The sequence below is a fragment of the Delftia sp. WSY_16 genome, from assembly GCF_043104415.1.
Classification (GTDB): Bacteria; Pseudomonadota; Gammaproteobacteria; order Burkholderiales; family Burkholderiaceae_C; genus Comamonas; species Comamonas tsuruhatensis.
In genome coordinates, this window is record NZ_JBICKS010000011.1 from 20,983 (window position 1) to 39,690 (window position 18,708).

Genomic DNA, 18,708 nt, shown 5'->3' on the forward strand with positions numbered 1-18,708 from the left:
AAAGGCGGCACACATTGTTGCGCTGGCCGGCTCAATCGTCGCGCGGGCGGCCCCGCAGGGCCTTGGTGGCGCTGTGCCGGCTCTTGCTGTCCAGGCGCCGCCGCTGCGATCCCAGCGTGGGCCGGGTGGCGCGGCGAAGAATGGGTTCGGGATAGGCGGCGGCCACCAGCGCGTTGAGCCGCTGCAGCGCGGCGCGCAGGTTCTGCTCCTGCGTGCGGTATTGCTGGGCCTTGATGACGACCACGCCCTCGTTGGTGATGCGGCCGTCGCGCAGGGCCAGCAGGCGCTGCTGCACGGCCTCGGGCAGGCGCGAGGCGCGCACGTCGAAGCGCAGGTGCACGGCGCTGGAGACCTTGTTCACGTTCTGGCCGCCCGCGCCCTGGGCGCGCATGGCGGTCCACTGCACCTCGTGCAGCTCGATGGGGCGCATGCGCTCAGGCATCCAGCGCAGCGGCCAATGCCGCCACAAAGGCATCGGGACGCTCATGCATGACCCAGTGGCCTGCGCCGGGCACCAGGGCCAGCCCCCGGAAGTCGCGCGCATGGCGTGCAAAGGCCTGGGCCAGCTCCTGCATCATCGGTCCCGGGTAGAGCGCGTCGTGCTCGCCATAGATGGCCCATACGGGGCCGTCCACGGCCTGCAGGGCGCGGGCCAGCACATCGGTGTGCGAGAGGCGGCGGCGTGGAAGGCGGTCGCGCTCCACATTGAGCACATGCAGGGCCAGCGTGTCCTCGTCGATGAGGCTGGCGTCATGCAGCATCAGCGCCTGCAGGTTGTAGCGGTGGGCCACGGCCTGCGCCTCGGGCGTGGCCAGGTGGCGCCAGCCCTTGAGCCGCACGGCCAAGCCCTTGCCCACGCCCATGCCGGGCGCCCCGGCCAGCACCAGGCGCCGGGCCAGCGTGCCGTCGGCAGCCGCCAGCATGCCGGCCGTCATGCCGCCAAAAGAGAAGCCGACCAGATCGCACAGCGGGGCGGCGGGCGCTCCGCCATCGGCCAGCAGTTGCCGCAGGCCCTGGCGCAGCGGCTCGACCAGGGTGTCGGCATCCTGGCCGCCTGGCACCCCATCGGAATCGCCAAAGCCCGGCAGGTCCGGTATCCACAGCTGGCGGCCCTGGGCCAGCAGAGCGTCCATGCAGCGCAGCCAGTGCGTCCAGCTGCCGCTGCCGCCGTGCAGCATGACCACCGGCAGCACGCCCGCGCGCGCCTCGCCCCAGACATGCCAGACCATGTGGCCGTCTTCGGGCCGCGCGGCAGACAGCGGCGTGGTGAGGCGCCGCGCACGGGCGCGCAGGCGCTCTATGGCGACAGGCGTGTTCACCACTGGGCCACGGCGTCGATGGCCAGGCCGTAGCCGGCCACACCAAAGCCGCACATCACGGCGCGCGCCGCAGCCGACAGGTAGGAGTGGTGGCGGAAGCTCTCGCGCGCATGCACGTTGCTGATGTGCAGCTCCACCAGCGGCACGCCCGTGCCCTTGACGGCATCCAGCAGGGCCACGCTGGTGTGGGTGTAGGCGGCGGCGTTGAAGATCAGGCCGGCCAGGCGGCCTTCGGCGTGCACGCGGCCGGCCTCGTGGATCCAGTCCACCAGCTCGCCTTCATGGTTGCTCTGGCGGAACTCCAGGGCCAGACCGTAGCGCGCACAGGCGGCTTCGCACAGCGCACGCACATCGGCCAGGGTCTGGGAGCCATAGATGGCGGGTTCACGCAGGCCCAGCAGGTTCAGGTTCGGGCCATTGAGGACATAGACGGTTTTCACGGCGGGGACACTCCAGGTTTCCAACGGGCTGGATTATGCGGGCCATCCCGGGCCCGGCCGCAACGCTGGCACCACGGAAAAAGCCGCCCCGGAGGGCGGCACAAGTCAATCCAGCCCGGTCCGGCTCAACGGCGCCAGTGACCGTGACCGTGACCGTGACCGTGACCGTGACCGTGACCATGGCCATGACCATGGCGGTATCCGCCACGGTAGCCGCCGCGATAGCCGTATCCATAGCCGGGAACGACCACGACGGGCGGCGCACGGTAGACGGCGCGCGGCGCGTAGTAGACCGGAGGCGGGGGAGCGTAGTAGATGGGCTGGGGCGGCGCCACATAGACGGGGGCCGGCGCCACATAGACGGGCGGGCCATACATGCCCGGCGAATTCAGGCTGATGGACCAGTGCACATCGCCCCGGGCCTGGGCGGCGCCCGAAGCCACCAGGGCGGCCAATGCGAGGCCGGCTGCTGCTGCTCTTGCAACCCACGGGGAAGCTGTCGTTGTCATGGTGTCTCTCCTCGAAGTTGGACAGGCGTGGCAGGCATTGCCGCTGGTGCCGCCTCCCCGCACTTTGGCACAGGGGACGGCATACGCCCTGCATTCTCAACGCGCGAGAGGGGTCTACGGATGGCAGGCTTTTATACAAGTTTGTTTCCAAATGCCTCAACCCTTGGCTGGCGCGGCTGTCCGAAAGCCGTCCGGAGCGGGTCGGCAGGCGCGCGCCTACAATGCTGCGATGAGCTCTGCTGACGCCTCCCCCATCTCCAAAGATCCGGTCAAACCGAGTAACTTTCTGCGCCAAATCATCGAGGCCGACCTGGCCAACGGTACCTACGCCCAGCGCCGCTGGGGTGGAAGCCCCGGTGATGGCGACCACCACAACCAGGGCCAGGTGGACGTGGCGAAGATCCGCACACGCTTCCCGCCCGAGCCCAACGGCTACCTGCACGTGGGCCACGCCAAGGCCATCTGCCTGAACTTCGGCCTGGCGCGCGACTACCAAGGCGCCTGCCACCTGCGTTTCGACGACACCAATCCCGAGAAGGAAGACCAGGAGTACGTGGACAGCATCATCGATGCCGTCCATTGGCTGGGCTTCGGCTGGAAGGAAGCCGACGGTCACGAGAACCTGTACTTCGCCAGCAACTACTTCGACTTCATGTACCGCGCCGCCGAGTACCTGATCGAGCAGGGCCTGGCCTATGTGGACGAGCAAAGCGCCGACGACATGAAGGCCAACCGCGGCGATTTCTCGCGCCCCGGCGTGGACAGCCCGTTCCGCAGCCGCACGGCGGCCGAGAACCTGGCGCGCTTTCGCGAAATGCGCGACGGCAAGCTGCCCGATGGCGCTGCCGTGCTGCGCGCAAAGATCGACATGGCATCGCCCAACATCAATCTGCGTGATCCCGCCATCTACCGCGTGCGCCATGCCGAGCACCACAACACCGGCAACCAGTGGTGCATCTACCCGATGTACACCTTCGCCCATCCCATCGAGGACGCGCTGGAGCACATCACCCACAGCATCTGCACGCTGGAGTTCGAGGACCAGCGCCCGTTCTACGACTGGCTGCTGGACCACCTGCGCGCAGGCGGCCTGATCGCCGCGCCGCAGCCGCGCCAGTACGAGTTCTCGCGCCTGCACCTGACCTATGTGATCACCAGCAAGCGCAAGCTCAAGCACCTGGTGGACAACGGCATCGTCAGCGGCTGGGATGATCCGCGCATGCCCACCATCGTCGGCCTGCGCCGCCGTGGCTACACGCCGCAAAGCATCCAGGCCTTCTGCGAGCGCATCGGCGTGACCAAGGACTACGCCTGGATCGACTACTCCACGCTGGAAGGCTGCCTGCGCGAAGACCTGGAGAACCAGGCCCATCGCGGCATGGTGGCCCTGGACCCGCTGAAGCTGGAGCTGACCAACTGGGCCGAGGTCTTCGGCAGCGCCGACCACCTGGAAGCCTGCGAGCTGCCCGCCCTGCCCCACGCCGCCGAAGGCCAGCAGGTGCCGGTGCGCCGCTTCACGCTGGGCCGCGAGGTGTGGATCGAGCGCGAGGACTTCGCCGAAGTGCCGCCCAAGGGCTACAAGCGCCTTTTCCCCGGCAACAAGGTTCGCCTGAAGGGCGGCTACGTGATCGAGTGCACGGGCTGCGAGAAGGATGCCGAGGGCAACGTCACCAAGGTGCTGGCCACCGTGGTGCCCGACACCAAGAGCGGCACGCCGGGCGCCGACAGCGTCAAGGTCAAGGCCGCCATCACCTGGGTGGGCGCGGCCGACGGCGTGCAGGCCGAAGTGCGCCTGTACGACCGCCTGTTCACCGACCCGCAGCCCGATGCGGGCGGCAAGGACTTCCTGGCCCTGCTCAACCCGGACAGCCTCAAGGTCGTGACGGCCTACGTGGAGCCGTCGCTGGCCCAGGCACAGCCTGACGACAAGTTCCAGTTCGAGCGCTTCGGCTACTTCGTGGCCGACCGCAAGGACCACGCACCGGGCAAGCCCGTGTTCAACCGCGCAACGGGTCTCAAGGACTCCTGGGGCAAGTAGGCGCACGGCCCGCTGGCGGGCACCTGCACCGCTCCCCCGAAGATGGCCCACCATCCTGCTTTGCAGGGGTGGGCCATCGCACATCGGCGCTTTTGCAGTGACCATGGCCTCAGCACAATTCCAGGCCATGAACCAAGCCTTGCCACAGGCGGCTTCCGCCGCCAAGTTCGACACCTCCCGCGCGGCCGAGTACGAGACGCAAAGCCGCATCGCCCTGGCCGGCTACGACGCCTGCCACGAGCTGGCCGCCTGCCTGCTGGCAGCCAGCCTGGATGCCGGGCCGAAGTCCGTGCTGATTGGCGGCGCCGGTGGCACGGGCCAGGAAATCCTGGCCACGGCGCGGCTCAGGCCGCAGTGGACATTCACGGCCGCCGACCCTTCGCCCCCCATGCTGGACCAGACCATGGACCGCATCGCAGCCGCCGGCCTGTCGGCCCAGGTGCGTGCAGCACCCTGTGCGGTGGAGGACCTGCCCGCCGGCACGGTGTTCGACGCGGCCACGCTGATCGGCGTGCTGCACCACATTCCTGACGATGCGGACAAGCTCAGGCTGCTGCAGGCCCTGTCGGCCAGGCTGGCGCCGGGTGCGCCCTTCATCCTGGCCTGCAATCGCCATCGCTACGACAGCGAGCCGCTGTTTCTCGAAGCCTGGGCCATGCGCTGGCGCATGGCAGGCGCGGACGAGGCCGCCGTCCATGCGAAACTCGGCAAGATCCGGCAGGGCGCGGTTCCACCCGCCTCGGAAGAGGCAGTGGAGCAGATGCTGGCCCAGGCCGGCTTCGTTCAGGCCAAGCGCTTTTTCTCCAGCCTGTTCTGGTGTGCGTGGATTGCCGCCAAGGCCTGATCGCCCCGAGCCGATCGTTCTTTCTCCGCCTTCCTTTCTTTGATTTGCCTTTCAGCATGAACTTCTCCGCACGCCTTCAGCAACTGCCCACCGTCACCCACCTCGCCGCGCTGCAGCTGGCCGATGCCCAGGGCCAGGTCGTGGCCACCATCGAGAACAAGCCCGGCCAGACCGGCTCGCTGGCCGTGTACCACGCGCTGGCCGCCCTCTACGGCGGCAGCATCACGCCCGCCGCCGCCGAACTGGGCCTGGAGTGGTATGCCGAGCACACGCAGGACGCCATCGCCTTCCCTGGCAAGCACCCCAACATCGACCGCCTGCTGGCCTGGTCCAAGGGTGCCGAGAGCTACCAGGCCCGCCTGCTCGCGGCTTGATCGCGGCCTGATTCCGCCTGGGTAAACACCGCGTCACAGAAGTTGCGCGGACTGGGGGCATCGGCTGACACGCCGGTGTCAACGCAGCGTGCACTTTGGCGTTCAAATGACATGTGCCTTGCCGCTTCGGCGCGCAAGGCGTTCCTGCCCAGGAGAACGCAATGCTGCAATCCGCCGTGCCCAGAGCACGCACCATGGCCCCCTCAGCTTCCCACGCCGGCGCCCTGCGCCTGAGCGTGCTGGGCCTGGCCGCCGCCCTGGCGCTGAGCGCCTGCAACGAATCCCAGGACAAGCCCCCGCAGGCCGCCAGCGTGCCGCTGCCGCCTGCCACCGAAAGCGCCCAGCCCGTCGCCACGCCCGTGGCCTATGTGCCGCCGTCGGCCGAGACGCTCTACCAGATGGTGGCGCCCATTGCGCTGTACCCCGACAAGCTCGTGGCCCAGGTGCTGGCCGCCTCCACCTATCCCGACCAGGTCGGCGCCGCCGAGGTCTGGCTGGGGCAGAACCCGGGCCTCAAGCCCCAGGAGCTGCAGGACGCCGTCAACGGCCAGGACTGGGACCCGTCGGTCAAGTCCCTGGCCCAGTTTCCCAACGTGCTGGCGCAGCTGTCTTCCAACATTCCCTGGACCACGGCCCTGGGCAGGGCCTACTACAACGATCCGGCCGACGTGATGAACGCCATCCAGGTGATGCGCCAGCGCGCCTACAAGGCCGGTACGCTCAAGGACTCCAGCCGGCTCAAGGTGGCCGTGGCCGCGGCCGACGCCCCGCCGCGCGATCCCCAGCCAGCGCCCCAGGACATGGGCGAGCCCCTGTCGTCCATGCTGCCGGTGCCGGTGATCGATGCGCCCTCGCAGTTCATCGAGATCACTCCCGCCCAGCCCGACACCGTCTATGTGCCGCAGTACGACCCGGGTGTGGTGTATGGCGAGCCGCTGCCGGTGTATGGCGGCTACCGCCCCATCGTGGCGCCGCAGCCCGTCTACGTGGGCAGTTCGGCCGCGCCCGTGGTGGCGGGGCTGATCGGCTTTGGCGCAGGCGTGATCCTCGCCGAGTCCGTGGACCGTCGCCCCTGGGGCTGGAACTCCTGGGGCATGCGCTGGGGCGAGCCCGGCTACCGCTGGCACCGCAACGAGCCGCCGCCACCGCCCTCGCGCCGGCCAGCCGTGATCTACAACAACAACACCTATGTGACGCGCTCGACCACGGTGGTGCAGAACATCCGCAACACGCAGATCAACAACGGTGGCAACGTCACCCACATCGCGAACAACCCGCACTTCGAGCCCCGCCCTGCCGGCAACCCGCCCAACCCGCCACAGGGCGGCGATCCGCGCCCGGGCGGCATGGCCGCGGCGGCCCTGGCCGGCGCCGCCGGCATGGCAGGCGCGGCCGCCGCAGCGCATGGCGGCATGCCGCAGCGGCTGGGCCTGAGGCCACCGCAGGGCGGCCCGCCGGCGTCTTCCCAAGGCATGCTGCCGCCCGGCGCCACGCAAGGATCTGCCCGGCATGACGGCGCCGATCGCGGCCGCCCGGGCCTGCGGCCCGATGACCGGCCGCAGGCAGCGTTGCAGCCCAGGATGAACCCGGTGCCGGCCTCGCAGCCGGGCCAGTTCGGCAAGTGGCCGCAGGCTCCGCATTCGACCCAGGCTGCAGGGGTGCAGCGCCCGCCAGCCGCCCTGCCCGCTGCCGCCATGCCGGGCGAGCGGGGCCGCGATTCCCGCGTGCCTTCGTGGTCGTCTGCCGCCGCGCAGCAGGGCATGCGGCAGCAGGACCGGCAGGACCGCGACCGTTCCATGGCCGATGCCGCGCGCATGCGCCAGCAGCAGCAACAGCAGATGGAGATGCAGACCGCCCGCCTGCGCGGCGAGGAGCAGTCGCGGCAGCAACGGCAGCAACAACAGGCCCAGCGCCAGGCACAGATGCAGATGCAGGTGCAGGCCAGGGACCAGGCCCGCGAACAGGCGCAGATGCAGGCCCGTCAGCAGCAGTTGCAGCAACAACAGCAACAGCAACAAGCCCGTGCGCAGGAGCAGATGCAGGCCAGAATGCAGGCCCAACAACAGGCGCAGCAGCAAGCGCAACGACAGGCCCAGATGCAGGAGCGTCAGGCGCAGCAGCAACGCATGCAGCTCCAGCAGGCACAGCAGGCCCAGGCGCGCGCCCAGCAGCAGCAGGCCCGCGCGCAGCAGGAGCAGCGCCAACAGCAGCAGCGCATGGCCAACGCATCCCGCCCGCAGGAACGGCGCGGCGGACGTGACGAACGCCGGGACCGCTGAACGGCCCGGCAGAGGTTTGGCTTGGCGCACGCTTGGCGGACAATGGGGCGATCGATAACGGCCCCATGCCGGCGCCAAGCCCGCCGCTTCATCCATGCAGATACCGACGACGAATCCCCGCTCCCGCCGACTGTTCGTGCAATCCCTGTGCGCCTCGGGCGCGGGCCTGATCCTTCCCTCCTGGGCCGCCAAGGCCGCAGCGCCCTCCAGCGAATCCCCCTGGCCCCATGACAGCCGCGTGCCCGGCGGCGTGGCCCGCCTGTCGCTGGGGCCCGCATCCCAGCGGCCCCAGGTACTGGCCGGCGACGTGCCCGTGCTGGTGGTGGGCGACATGATCGAATGGACGGCCGTGGTCGGCATTGCGCTGTCGGCCGCACCTGGCACCCACAGCGTGACCGTGAAGGGCGAAGGCGCAGCGCGCTCCCTGGCCTACGAGGTGCGTGACAAGAAGTACACCGAGCAGCGCCTGAAGGTCTCGCCCAAGACCGTGGACCTGTCGCCCGAGGACGATGCGCGCTACCAGCGTGAGCGCGCCCACCAGCAGACCATCATGGCGCTGTTCACCGAGCCGCCCGCACGCCCCGGCGACCTGCGCATGCGCCAGCCCGTGCCGGGCCGGCGCAGCAGCAGCTTCGGCCTGCGCCGCGTGTTCAACGGCCAGCCGCGCAATCCGCACAGCGGCATGGACATCGCGGCAGCCACCGGCACCAACGTCGTCGCGCCGCTGCCGGGCAAGGTGGTGGACGTGGGCGACTATTTCTTCAACGGCGGCACCGTGTGGCTGGACCACGGCGGCGGCCTGCTGAGCATGTACTGCCACCTGAGCAGCGTGCAGTGCAAGCTGGGCGATCAGTTGGACACGGGAGAGGCCTTCTGCAAGGTCGGCGCCACGGGCCGCGTCACCGGCCCGCACCTGCACTGGGGCGTGATGCTCAACCGCAGCATGGTGGACCCGGCGCTGTTCCTGGCGGCGTGAACGGGGCTGTGGCGCCCGCCGGCGTCAGTGGTCGGCCGAGGGAATCGTGTTCTGCGGCGCCACCGGCGTGGGCACGGCGATGGAGTCGCGGTCCTGCGCCAGGTAGCGCGAGACCAGCTCGAAGAAGCTGTCGTAGAAGCCGCTCTTGGCAATCGTCTCGCTGCCCACCTTGACCATGGAGTCGCTGCCCGAGGAGAACGGCAGCGACACGGACCCCAGCGCACCCACGCCCAGGCTGGCCGAGTTGGCGCTCTTCTTCAGGGTATAGCGGTCCTGCAGCGCCGTGACAAAGCCGATGCTGACCTGGCCGTCGGCGGTCTCCGGCACGCAGACCACGCGGATGTTCATCTGCAGGTTCAGCTCCGGGTCGGGCTGGAAGCTCTTGCTGCCTTCTATGAGTTCGGCCGTGCGCGCCATGGCGATGTAGCCCTGGCTCAGCAGCGCGCGGCGCGCGGCCTCGCAGGTCTGGGCCGGCGAGGCATCGAACATGCGCGAGAAGGTCTCGGTGGAGCCGAAGCTCTCCTGCACCGGCACATGCTGGGGAATCGTCGAGCCGCAGCCCGCCAGCACCATGATGACGGCCAAAGCCCCTGCGCAGCGCATGCCACGCACCCTGTTTGCTGCACTCCAACGTCGATACACGAACCTGCTCCTTGCTCCGGTGCCGCTGCCTGCGGATGGCATGGCGGCTGGCCGCCTATTCTCACCCGAGCGCAATGCAATGGCCGGCAACTTTGCAGCAATCGGTTTTTCCGTCTGCATCAAATAGATGCAAACGAATGTGAATAGCGCCCCGTTCTGACAAGCGCCGCCGCGCATCTGCGTTATGGTGCCCCGGTTCGGCCAGGGCCGGTGCGGCTCATGCCGCACCCGGGCTGCCCAAGCCTGCCGCCGCTGCGCCTGTACCTGTACCCATCAACCAAGGAACTCAACATGAAGCCAAGCTGGACCTGGTGCCTGCCCGTGATCGTCACCATGGGGCTCGGCGCCTGCAGCCATATCGACAAGGGCGGCAACGCCGAAGACGGCGCCAAGCCCCAGGTGTCGGCTCCTGCCGGCCCGCCCGGTGACGCCCAATCGCTGACCGCCTACCACTGGAGTCTTCGCCAGGCCTTCACGCCCCAGGGCACCGAAGACCAGAGCTGGTTCCTGACGGCCGCCTCGCGCAAGCGGCCCCTGCAACTGGAGTTCGCCGACCAGCGCCTGGCCGTCAAGAACCTGTGCAACGTGGTGACCACGGGCTACCGCACCGAAGGCAACCGCATCGCCACCCAGCGCGCCGCCAGCACGCTGATGGCCTGCGATGACGACCAATTGATGGCGCTGGAGCAAAAGGTGGCCCGCATCCTGCCCACGGCCAAGCAATGGTCCGTGCAACTGGGCGAAGGCAAGCAGCCTGCGCGCCTGACGCTCACCTTCATCGACGGCACGCGCTGGCAGCTCGACGGCTCGCCCACGGCCCAGACCCAGTACGGCAGCGCAGGCGAACGCATCTTCCTGGAAGTGGCGCCCCAGCGCACGGCCTGCAACCACCCGCTGATCAAGGACTTCCAGTGCCTGCGCGTGCGCGAGATCCGCTACGGCGACAACGGCGTGAAGACCTCCACCGGCGAGTGGGAGAACTTCTACAGCGAGATCGAGGGCTACAAGCACGAGCCCGGCATCCGCAACGTGCTGCGCATCCAGCGCTACAAGCGCCAGAACGTGCCGGCCGACGCATCGGCCTACGCCTATGTGCTGGACATGGTGGTCGAGAGCGAGCGCGTGGGCCGCTGAGCGCGCCTGCTGCCCCACAGCCCTGAAGGCCTGCACTGCGCAGGCCTTTTTTGTGGGCTGCGCCTCACAGCACCGGACTGAGCATCGCCAGCAGGTTGTTCCAGATGCGCCGGCCCCAGGGCCAGGCGTGGACCTGGGCGGCGGTGATGCGGTCGGACTGGCGGATGTAGTCGGCCTGGCGCCGGCGGATGGCCTGGGTCACGGCCTCGTCCTGCAGCAGCACATTGTTCTCGAAGTTCAGGTCGAAGCTGCGCAGGTCCAGGTTGGTGGAGCCCAGCAAAGCCACCTGCCCGTCCACGCACAGGGTCTTGGCATGCAGCAGGCCGGGGCGGAATTCATGGAGCATGACGCCGGCACGCAGCAGGTAGCGGTAGGTGCTGCGGCTGGCCGCGCCCACGATCCACGAATCGTTGCGCGCGGGCAGGATGAGACTGACCTGCACGCCGCGCCAGGCGGCGGCGCACAGGGCCTCGAGCACCGTGGCGTCGGGAATGAAGTAAGGGGTGGAGATCACGACCTCGCGCCGTGCGCTGGCCAGCAGCGTGGACACGAGCTGCGAGGTGGAGCGGGGCCGCTCGGCCGGGCCTTCGGCAATGACGACGGCGGCAAAGCCGCCTGCAGGCCGCTCGGGCAGACCGTTTGCGGACCGGACAGCCAACGGCATGGGAGGAATCTGGGCGACGCTGCGTGCCTGCGCCCAGTCGCTGGCGAACACCTGCTGCATCTGCGCCACCACCGGACCCTGCATGCGCAGCATGACATCGACCCAGGGCGCATAGCGGGCCTTGACGGCAAAGGCTTCATCCGCGCAGTTCTGGCTGCCGCAGTAGGTGATGCGCTGGTCGATCACGGTGATCTTGCGGTGGTTGCGCAGGTCCAGGCGGCTGGTGAACATCACGCGGATCGGATGGCTGGTGGGCAGGGCCACGGCCAGCTGCACGCCCGCCTGGGCCATCTGCTGCCAGAGGTCGGTGCGCAGCAGCGCGCGCGAGCCCAGGCCGTCCACCATGGCGCGGCAGACCACGCCACGCCGTGCCGCGCGCACCAGCGCCTGGGCCACGGCCGTGCCCGTGTGATCAGCCAGCCAGATGTAGTACAGCACGTTGATTTCATGCTGGGCGGCGTCCATGTCGGCCAGCATGCGGGCGCGGGCCTCAGCGCCATCGGCCATGAGCTGCGCGGTGTGGCCCGGCTGTGCGGCAAAGCGGTTGATGGAGGCCGCATAGCCGAAGGCAGCCTGCCACTGCGGGGCGATGCCCGCTATCGGCACGGCGGCGCCGTGGTCCATGGCAGCGCCTGCCGCGAAGTCCTGCACCTTGCGGTACCGGGCCCGGCCGCGGCGGCGCAGCGTGACTTCGCCAAACAGGTAGTACAGCGCGCAACTGACGTAGGGCAGCAGCACGATGACGGTGAGCCAGCCCATGCGAACGTCGGGGCGCACATCGTCACGCAAAAGGATGCGCAGGCCGAAACCCGCGATGAGCAGCAGATGCAATGCGATAAGCAGCCAGGTCATGCGGCCAGCATAGCGGCGGCATTGCGGACCTGTTTCTCAGGCGCGCAATGTTTCACGGGGGCACGGGCCTTGATCTGCGGCGGGCGGCTACCCCCCCGGCCATGGATACAGGAACAGAATTCCACGAAAAACCTGAATCATGACGAAAGTACACGCACACATCCCACGGAACTTTTCCGTTGGATGAAGAAAATGACGATGGCGTGACGGTTATGCCCAGCGACTGTGGGCCTGCCTGTGGACAAGCTTCGGGACAACCCGTGTTTGCGGCGCCAGCCTTGGCTTTGCCGGTGGCGCTCAAAAAACAGGCATGTTGCGCCGCCGCCGCAATGTTTCACGCAGCACCGGCAGGGTTCTCAGCGAAAGCGGAAACGGCCTTCGACGAACATGGAGGACCGGTGGCCGCCCTCGCTGGCCGGATCGGCAAAGGACCAGAAGGCCTGCACCGTTCCCTGCGCCGTGTCTATGACTTGGCTGACGGTGAAACCGGTTTTCTCGATCCAGTTGAGGAAGTGCAGGCTGTCGCTGACCTGCAGGTAGCTGAGCCGTTCGCAGCCGTCGGACACATGGCCCAGGGAATCGACCACATGCCAGACCATCTGGCCCTGCGGCGTGTACCGCACATCAGCCTTGCTATCGGGGAAATCGATGACCGCTTCGCGCCCGATCAAGGTGCCGGCGTATTGCATGGACAACATGGACATGGTGTGTTGCTCCTCTGATGCGGGGTTCTGGCCTGACCCGTGATGGCATGTTCACGCGCCGCGTCCCCGGTGTTTGTGGGAGCAGGCCGCATGCCTTCGTCGGCAGCATGGCGCAGGCGGTCCGGCCTGCAGGGCGGCGGCATTTCGCAGATACTGCGCGTGCTCTGCCACGGACTTCCGATCTTGCCCTCCTCCCCGCTTCCCCCCTCTTCGGCCGACAGCCCCGCCGCCGGCCTGCGCAACAGCGCCTTCGTCCCTTTCGTCATGGCGCGCATGCTGTCCATGTTCGCCCAGCAGATGCAGGCCGTGGTCGTCGCCTGGCAGGTCTACGACCTGACGCGCGACCCCATGTCCCTGGCCTATGTGGGACTGGCCCAGTTCCTGCCCATGCTGGCGCTGCTGATTCCGGCAGGCGACCTCAGCGACCGCATGAGCCGCAAGCGCCTGCTGTCGGGCAGCTGGGCCGTGGCGGCGCTGTGCTCCCTGCTGCTGCTGTGGCTGTCCTGGCACGAGGGCGCTGCCGCGCACGATGTGCACTGGATCTACGCCGTGCTGGTGCTGTTCGGCTGTAGCCGCGCCTTCACGGGGCCGGCCCTGCAAAGCCTGCTGCCGCAGATCGTGCCGCGCGAGCAGCTGGCCCAGGCGCTGGCCACCAACAGCATGCTGATGCGCACGGCCGCCATCGCGGCGCCCGTGCTGGGCGGCCTGCTCTACGCCTGGGGCGGCGCCGTGCTGACCTATGCGGTCTGCGGCGTGTCCCTGGTGCTGGCCGTGCTGCTGCTGGGCACGGTGCCCGTGCGCTATGCCGAAGCCATGGCGCCGGCCGGCGGCTCGCTGTGGCTGCGCTTTGGCGAAGGCATCCACTTCATCCGCACGCGCCCCATCATCCTGGGCACGATTTCGCTGGACCTGTTCGCCGTGCTGCTGGGCGGCGTGGTGGCCCTGCTGCCCGTGTACGCGCACGAGGTGCTCAAGGTCGGGCCCGAAGGCCTGGGCCTGCTGCGCTCGTCCATGACCGTGGGCGAGGTGGCCATGGGCCTGTGGCTGTCGGCCCGCCCCATACAGCGCCATGTGGGCCGCGTGATGTTCGCCGCCGTGGCCATCTTCGGCGTTGCCAACCTGGTGTTTGCGCTGTCGCACTGGTTCTGGCTGTCCATGGCCGCCCTGATGCTGGCTGGCGCGGCCGACATGGTGAGCGTGTACATCCGCTCGGCCCTGGTGCAGTTTTCCACGCCCGACTCCATGCGCGGGCGCGTGAACGCGGTGAACATGCTGTTCATCGGCTCGTCCAACGAACTGGGCGAGTTCCGTGCCGGCACCAGCGCCGCCTGGCTGGGCGCGGTGCCCGCCGCCGTGGTGGGCAGCCTGTGCACACTGGGCGTGGTCGGCAGCTGGATGACCCTGTTCAAGCCGCTGCGCGACGTGGACCGGCTGGAAGACGCGGCCCGCGTGGGCCAGGGCTAAAGCAGCTCGGCCCGCAGCTGCTGCGCAGTTTTGGGCGACAGCAGGCCGGGCGCCACGTCAAAGACGGTCCTGCAGCCCGTCTGCCCCGATTGCTGCAGCCGGTGCACGGCGCGCGCGTAGGCCACGAGCACGCTGGCCGTGAACTCCGGGTTGCTGTCCAGCTGCAGCCGGTATTCGATGGAATGGCGCAGCCCATCGGAGCTGCTGCCGCTGCGGATGACGAAGCCGCCATGCGGCATGGCCGCATGGTCACGGGCCAGCTCCTGCGCGCTGATGAAGTGCACCGTGGTGTCGTACTCGTCGAAGTAATGCGGCATGCCGGTGATGGCCTGGCGCACGCCGTCGGCATCGGCCCCATGCTCCAGCACCACAAAGCACTCGCGCCGGTGCCGCTCGCGCGCAGACAGTTCGGGCCGCACGCCGCTGCGCACGCGCTGCACGGCCTCGTCCACGGGAATGGTGTACTGCACGCCGCCGGCCACGCCGGGAATGCGGCGGATGGCGTCGGAGTGCCCCTGGCTCAGGCCCTTGCCCCAGAAGGTGTAGGTGGCGCCATCGGGCAGCAGGGCCTCGCCCATGAGGCGCTGCAGGGAGAACATGCCCGGGTCCCAGCCGGCCGAGATCAGCGCCGTGGTGCCCGCCGCGCGGGCCGCCGCGTCGACCAGCTCGAAATGCCCGGGAATGCGCGCATGCGTGTCAAAGCTGTCCACCAGGCTGAAATGTGCGGCCAGCGCGGGGGACTGCTGCGGCAGGTCGTCCTTGGAGCCGCCGCACAGCACCAGCACGTCGATGCCTGCGCGATGGGCCAGCAGGCTGTCCATGTCGTGCACGGGCGTGCCGGGCTGCAGCGGACGCAGCTGCGCCGGATCGCGGCGGGTGTAGATGCCGGCCAGCACCATGTCGGGGTTGCGGGCAATGGCCGCCTCCACGCCACGGCCCAGGTTGCCGTGGCCGACGATGGCGATGCGGATGGGAGCGGTGCTGCGATGGTCCATGCGGTGCGGTGCCTTTGCGATGAGGTTCAAAAACTGCGGCTCGAAAATGAGGTTCATGCGCCAGCGCAGAACCAGGCGCGATCTTGCATCGCCACGGAGCCGCCAGTCGTGCACTGCCGGGCAGCACTGCGTTGCCCTGCGCGGGGGTACTGAGCGGCGATGTTGGGCAGGGGCATTGGGAGTGGGTCGAGGGCCGTGGTGGACAGCAGCGCCTACACTCACGCCCTCATGTCCCAGCCCTCATCCCCCATCGCCCAGCCGCTGCCCTCGGAGTGCGGCGACGCACCGCTGCACATCCTCTGGCGCGACGAGCACCTGGTGGCGGTCTACAAGCCCGCAGGCTGGCTGGTGCACCGCACGGGACTGGACGCGCACGAGACGCGCTTCGTGCTGCAGACCTTGCGCGACCAGCTGGGCTGCCATGTGCACCCTGCGCACCGGCTGGACAAGGGCACCTGCGGCGTGCTGGTGATGGCCCTGCATGCCCAGGCCGCGCAGCGGCTGGGCCAGGCGTTTGCCGGGCAGCAAGTGCGCAAGCAATACCTGGCGCTGGTGCGCGGCTGGCTGCCCGATGCGGTGGAGGTGGACCACGCGCTCCGACCCGACGATGCGCCCGAGGACGCGCCAGCCCAGCCCGCACGGACTGCGCTGCGCTGCCTGGCGCGCCTGGAATGGCCCGAGGCCTTTGATCCGCGCCATGCGGCCACGCGGATCTCGCTGGTCCAGGCGCTGCCTGCCACGGGCCGCCGCCACCAGATACGCCGCCATCTCAAGCATGTGGCCCATCCCATCATTGGCGACGCCACGCACGGCAAGGGGCCGCTGAACCGCTGGTGGGCCGAGCGCCTGGGCCTGCAGCGGCTGTGGCTGCATGCCCATGCGCTGGAGCTGGCGCACCCGATGACGGGCGAGCCGCTGCGCTTCGAGGCCGACTGGAGCCGGCTGGGCCATGTGCCCGATGTGCAGCACTGGCGCGCGCTGTGCGCCCTGCCCGGCTGGCAGGCCTGTGCGGGCCTGCCGGCGACGGCCGGGCTGGATCAGGCAGCTTCGGCAGGCGCGCCCGTTTCAGGCTGCTCCATCAGCGGCGCGGCCACGTAGGCGTAGTCGGCCGAGGCATCGGCCTTGAGCACGCCCGACAGCAGCTCCACCAGGCGCTCGTTGCCCATCTTGAAGCCGCAGGCCTGGGCATGGCCGCCGCCGCCGAAGCTTTCGGCCAGCGCAATGCAGTTGAACTCCGAGCGCGATCGCAGCCCGACCTTCACCCCCTTGGTGCTGGCATGCCACATCAGCGCGAAGCTGCCGCTCTGGCGCGCCAGCAGGTCGCCGACCTGGCTGTGGAACATGCCGGGGCAGTTGACCATCAGGCCCTGCATGCCGTTGAAGACCAGGGGCTGGGCGGACTCGGAAATGTCGGCGCACAGCTTCTGGAATTTCTCGTCCATGGCGCCGCCGCGTGCCATGAAGGCAGCTTCCTGCTCGGGCGTGAAGGCCGCGATCTCGGCCCAGCGCTCGAAGCTGCGCGGCTCCATGTCCAGCGCCGCGAGAAAGCCCGCGCTCTCGGCGAATTCCCACTTCCAGATGTCGCGGTCCTCGATGAAGCGGATCAGGCCCGGCACGGGCTTGTCGGCCTGGAAGAACTCCCAGGCCAGGCGCGCGCCAGACTTGTTCATGTCGAAGTGCACGACGCCGCAGCGGCACTGGTAGCCGGTGAGCTTTTCGGCAGCGCTCTTGTGGTGGTCCAGCACCACGAGCTTGGACACGCGCGACTCGATCTCGGCCATCAGCTCGGGCTCGAAGGCGAAGTCCAGCACGTAGACCGCGCGGCCGGCCAGCTCGCCCAGGTCGTCGGCCGTCTGGATCTCGCCATGGTCCAGCCCGCGGAATTCGGCCTGCCCGCCGTAGAACAGCCAGGCCGCCAGCGCCGCGCCATAGCCGTCCGGGCAGCGGCGGCCGTGGTACAGGATCAGGGGCTGGGGATCGTCATGCTCGGGACGCACGAACAATTGCAGGGGCAGGATGGTGTTTTTCATGATGGGGGCGATTGTCGGTCCTGGCGCCATTCCCCTGCATCTGCGCCAACTCCCGGGCCAGGGCATTGCGCGGGCAGCTATCAAAGAACGTAGCGCAAAGCCTCGGCAGCACAAGGCCTATCGGCGCGGCAGACGGCATAGGCAAACCCCAGGACCTATCATGTCCGCCTTGTCATTGAATTGCTGCGACCGCCTGCGGACCCGCTTGGCGTGCAGGCCGTCGCGGCCCCTGTATGCGATCCACACCCGACATCACCCCCCATCTCGGCTCCCTGCTGAAGTTCCGCCACGACCTGCATGCCCACCCCGAGCTGCGCTACGAGGAGCACCGCACCGGCGACAAGGTGGCGGCCTATCTCCAGGCGCTGGGGCTGCAGGTGCACCGCGGGCTGGGCCGGACCGGCGTGGTGGCAAGCATCCACGGCCGGGGGCACAGCGCCGCCAACCCGGGCCGCAGCCTCGGCATCCGTGCCGACATGGATGCGCTGCCGGTGACGGAACTCAATGCCTTCGGCCACGCCAGCCAGAACCCGGGCTGCATGCATGCCTGCGGCCATGACGGCCATACCACCATGCTGCTGGGTGCGGCCACGCTGCTGGCGCAGCAGCCCGATTTCGATGGCACGGTGCACCTGATCTTCCAGCCCGCCGAGGAAGGCGGCGCAGGCGCCAAGGCCATGATGGACGATGGCCTGTTCGAGCGATTCCCCTGCGAGGCCGTGTTCGCGCTGCACAACTGGCCTGCCCTGCCTGCCGGCGAAATGGCGGTGCGCGTGGGGCCCATCATGGCGTCCACGCTGCGTTTCGAGATCCGCGTGCACGGCAAGGGCGGGCACGCTGCCATGCCCCACACCACGCTGGACCCGATTCCCGTGGCCTGCGCCATCGTCGGCCAGCTGCAGACCCTGGTGTCGCGCAGCACCGATCCGCTGGACAGCGCCGTGCTCACCGTGGGCAAGATCACCAGCGGCACGGTGGAGAACATCATTCCCGACGAGGCCAGCATCTTCGGCACGGTGCGCGCCCTCAGGACCGAGACGCAGCAGATGTTCATCGAAGGCATGCAGCGCATCAGCGAGCATGTGGCGGCCGCCCATCTGTGCCGCGCCGAGTTCATCCTCAAGCCCGGCTACCCCAACACCACCAACCACGCGCACGAGGCCCGCTTCATGGCCGATGTGATGCGCGAGGCGGTGGGCGAGGACCGCACCCACGCCGACATCCTGCCGGCCATGACGGCCGAGGACTTCGGCTTCATGCTCGAGGCCGTGCCCGGCGCCTATGGCTGGATAGGCAACGGTCCCGCCACGGGCCAGCCCGGCGTGGGCCTGCACAATCCCGGCTACGACTTCAACGACGACAACCTCGGACGTGGCGCACGCTTTTGGGATCTGCTGGCGCGCCGCTGGCTGGAGCAGCCCGCCAACCAGGCCAGGGACTGAGA

General features: G+C 68.9%; 18 protein-coding genes. 9 read left to right on the forward strand and 9 right to left on the reverse strand.

Annotation, left to right across the window (positions count from 1 at the left end):
- Window positions 1–31: 31 nt before the first annotated feature.
- The 4 genes from arfB to ACF8O7_RS06490 all read right to left on the reverse strand — a co-directional run bounded on the left by arfB (window position 32) and on the right by ACF8O7_RS06490 (window position 2,268).
- Window positions 32–442, reverse strand: a complete 411-nt coding sequence (gene arfB / locus ACF8O7_RS06475) for an alternative ribosome rescue aminoacyl-tRNA hydrolase ArfB (protein WP_016450547.1) — start codon at window positions 440–442, stop codon at window positions 32–34.
- Window positions 435–1,319 carry an alpha/beta fold hydrolase gene (locus ACF8O7_RS06480; protein WP_016453884.1) on the reverse strand — a complete coding sequence of 295 codons (885 nt, stop codon included), beginning with the start codon at window positions 1,317–1,319 and terminating at the stop codon, window positions 435–437. Before ACF8O7_RS06480 ends, arfB begins: the two co-directional genes overlap by 8 nt.
- Entirely contained in the window at window positions 1,316–1,759 is a 444-nt protein-coding gene (gene aroQ / locus ACF8O7_RS06485) for a type II 3-dehydroquinate dehydratase (protein WP_016450549.1), read from the reverse strand. Before aroQ ends, ACF8O7_RS06480 begins: the two co-directional genes overlap by 4 nt.
- Before the next feature lie 125 nt (window positions 1,760–1,884).
- Window positions 1,885–2,268 carry a hypothetical protein gene (locus tag ACF8O7_RS06490; RefSeq protein WP_280048207.1) on the reverse strand — a complete coding sequence of 128 codons (384 nt, stop codon included), beginning with the start codon at window positions 2,266–2,268 and terminating at the stop codon, window positions 1,885–1,887.
- A 229-nt stretch (window positions 2,269–2,497) separates the two neighbouring features.
- Here ACF8O7_RS06490 and ACF8O7_RS06495 point away from each other — a divergent pair, with 229 nt between their 5' ends.
- From ACF8O7_RS06495 to ACF8O7_RS06515, 5 genes are all read left to right on the forward strand, one after another.
- Window positions 2,498–4,306, forward strand: a complete 1,809-nt coding sequence (locus ACF8O7_RS06495) for a glutamine--tRNA ligase/YqeY domain fusion protein (protein WP_280048206.1) — start codon at window positions 2,498–2,500, stop codon at window positions 4,304–4,306.
- A gap of 127 nt (window positions 4,307–4,433) precedes the next feature.
- Complete coding sequence (locus tag ACF8O7_RS06500; protein WP_016450552.1) at window positions 4,434–5,150, forward strand: class I SAM-dependent methyltransferase; 717 nt, start codon at window positions 4,434–4,436, stop codon at window positions 5,148–5,150.
- 56 nt (window positions 5,151–5,206) lie between these two features.
- The gene (locus ACF8O7_RS06505; protein WP_016453887.1) at window positions 5,207–5,524 is read left to right on the forward strand and encodes a DUF2322 family protein; all 318 of its coding nucleotides are present in this window, start codon (window positions 5,207–5,209) and stop codon (window positions 5,522–5,524) included.
- Window positions 5,525–5,685: 161 nt separating this feature from the next.
- A complete protein-coding gene (locus ACF8O7_RS06510) occupies window positions 5,686–7,803 on the forward strand; it encodes a DUF3300 domain-containing protein (RefSeq protein ID WP_280048205.1) in 2,118 nt (705 codons plus the stop codon).
- A 94-nt stretch (window positions 7,804–7,897) separates the two neighbouring features.
- Window positions 7,898–8,779: a peptidoglycan DD-metalloendopeptidase family protein gene (locus ACF8O7_RS06515; protein WP_016450475.1), complete on the forward strand. Its 882-nt coding sequence runs from the start codon at window positions 7,898–7,900 to the stop codon at window positions 8,777–8,779.
- Window positions 8,780–8,803: 24 nt separating this feature from the next.
- Here the strand turns inward: ACF8O7_RS06515 and ACF8O7_RS06520 are convergent, their stop codons facing one another.
- Window positions 8,804–9,382 (reverse strand): DUF2242 domain-containing protein, encoded by a 579-nt coding sequence (locus ACF8O7_RS06520; protein WP_016450474.1) that lies wholly within the window; start codon window positions 9,380–9,382, stop codon window positions 8,804–8,806.
- Between the two features lie 330 nt (window positions 9,383–9,712).
- On the opposite strand from ACF8O7_RS06520, the gene ACF8O7_RS06525 reads away from it, so the two are divergent.
- Window positions 9,713–10,555, forward strand: coding sequence for an META and DUF4377 domain-containing protein (locus tag ACF8O7_RS06525; protein ID WP_016450473.1), 843 nt, complete (start codon window positions 9,713–9,715; stop codon window positions 10,553–10,555).
- 64 nt (window positions 10,556–10,619) lie between these two features.
- Here the strand turns inward: ACF8O7_RS06525 and cls are convergent, their stop codons facing one another.
- Window positions 10,620–12,071: a cardiolipin synthase gene (gene cls / locus ACF8O7_RS06530; protein WP_061289586.1), complete on the reverse strand. Its 1,452-nt coding sequence runs from the start codon at window positions 12,069–12,071 to the stop codon at window positions 10,620–10,622.
- A gap of 356 nt (window positions 12,072–12,427) precedes the next feature.
- On the reverse strand, window positions 12,428–12,775 hold the full coding sequence (locus ACF8O7_RS06535; protein ID WP_012204400.1) for a hypothetical protein: 348 nt from the start codon (window positions 12,773–12,775) through the stop codon (window positions 12,428–12,430).
- A gap of 90 nt (window positions 12,776–12,865) precedes the next feature.
- Here ACF8O7_RS06535 and ACF8O7_RS06540 point away from each other — a divergent pair, with 90 nt between their 5' ends.
- Window positions 12,866–14,239 (forward strand): MFS transporter, encoded by a 1,374-nt coding sequence (locus tag ACF8O7_RS06540; protein WP_016453893.1) that lies wholly within the window; start codon window positions 12,866–12,868, stop codon window positions 14,237–14,239.
- Here ACF8O7_RS06540 and ACF8O7_RS06545 read toward each other — a convergent pair.
- Window positions 14,236–15,234 (reverse strand): diaminopimelate dehydrogenase, encoded by a 999-nt coding sequence (locus ACF8O7_RS06545; RefSeq protein WP_126311692.1) that lies wholly within the window; start codon window positions 15,232–15,234, stop codon window positions 14,236–14,238. The two genes, ACF8O7_RS06540 and ACF8O7_RS06545, sit on opposite strands and share 4 nt — an antisense overlap.
- Window positions 15,235–15,462: 228 nt before the next feature.
- Here ACF8O7_RS06545 and ACF8O7_RS06550 point away from each other — a divergent pair, with 228 nt between their 5' ends.
- A complete protein-coding gene (locus ACF8O7_RS06550; protein WP_277849656.1) occupies window positions 15,463–16,332 on the forward strand; it encodes a pseudouridine synthase in 870 nt (289 codons plus the stop codon).
- On the opposite strand, the gene ACF8O7_RS06555 is transcribed toward ACF8O7_RS06550, so the two are convergent.
- Window positions 16,272–17,264 carry a DHH family phosphoesterase gene (locus ACF8O7_RS06555; protein WP_016453896.1) on the reverse strand — a complete coding sequence of 331 codons (993 nt, stop codon included), beginning with the start codon at window positions 17,262–17,264 and terminating at the stop codon, window positions 16,272–16,274. The genes ACF8O7_RS06550 and ACF8O7_RS06555 overlap by 61 nt on opposite strands.
- Before the next feature lie 233 nt (window positions 17,265–17,497).
- Here ACF8O7_RS06555 and ACF8O7_RS06560 point away from each other — a divergent pair, with 233 nt between their 5' ends.
- Window positions 17,498–18,706: a M20 aminoacylase family protein gene (locus ACF8O7_RS06560; RefSeq protein ID WP_043791882.1), complete on the forward strand. Its 1,209-nt coding sequence runs from the start codon at window positions 17,498–17,500 to the stop codon at window positions 18,704–18,706.
- Window positions 18,707–18,708 lie beyond the last annotated feature (2 nt).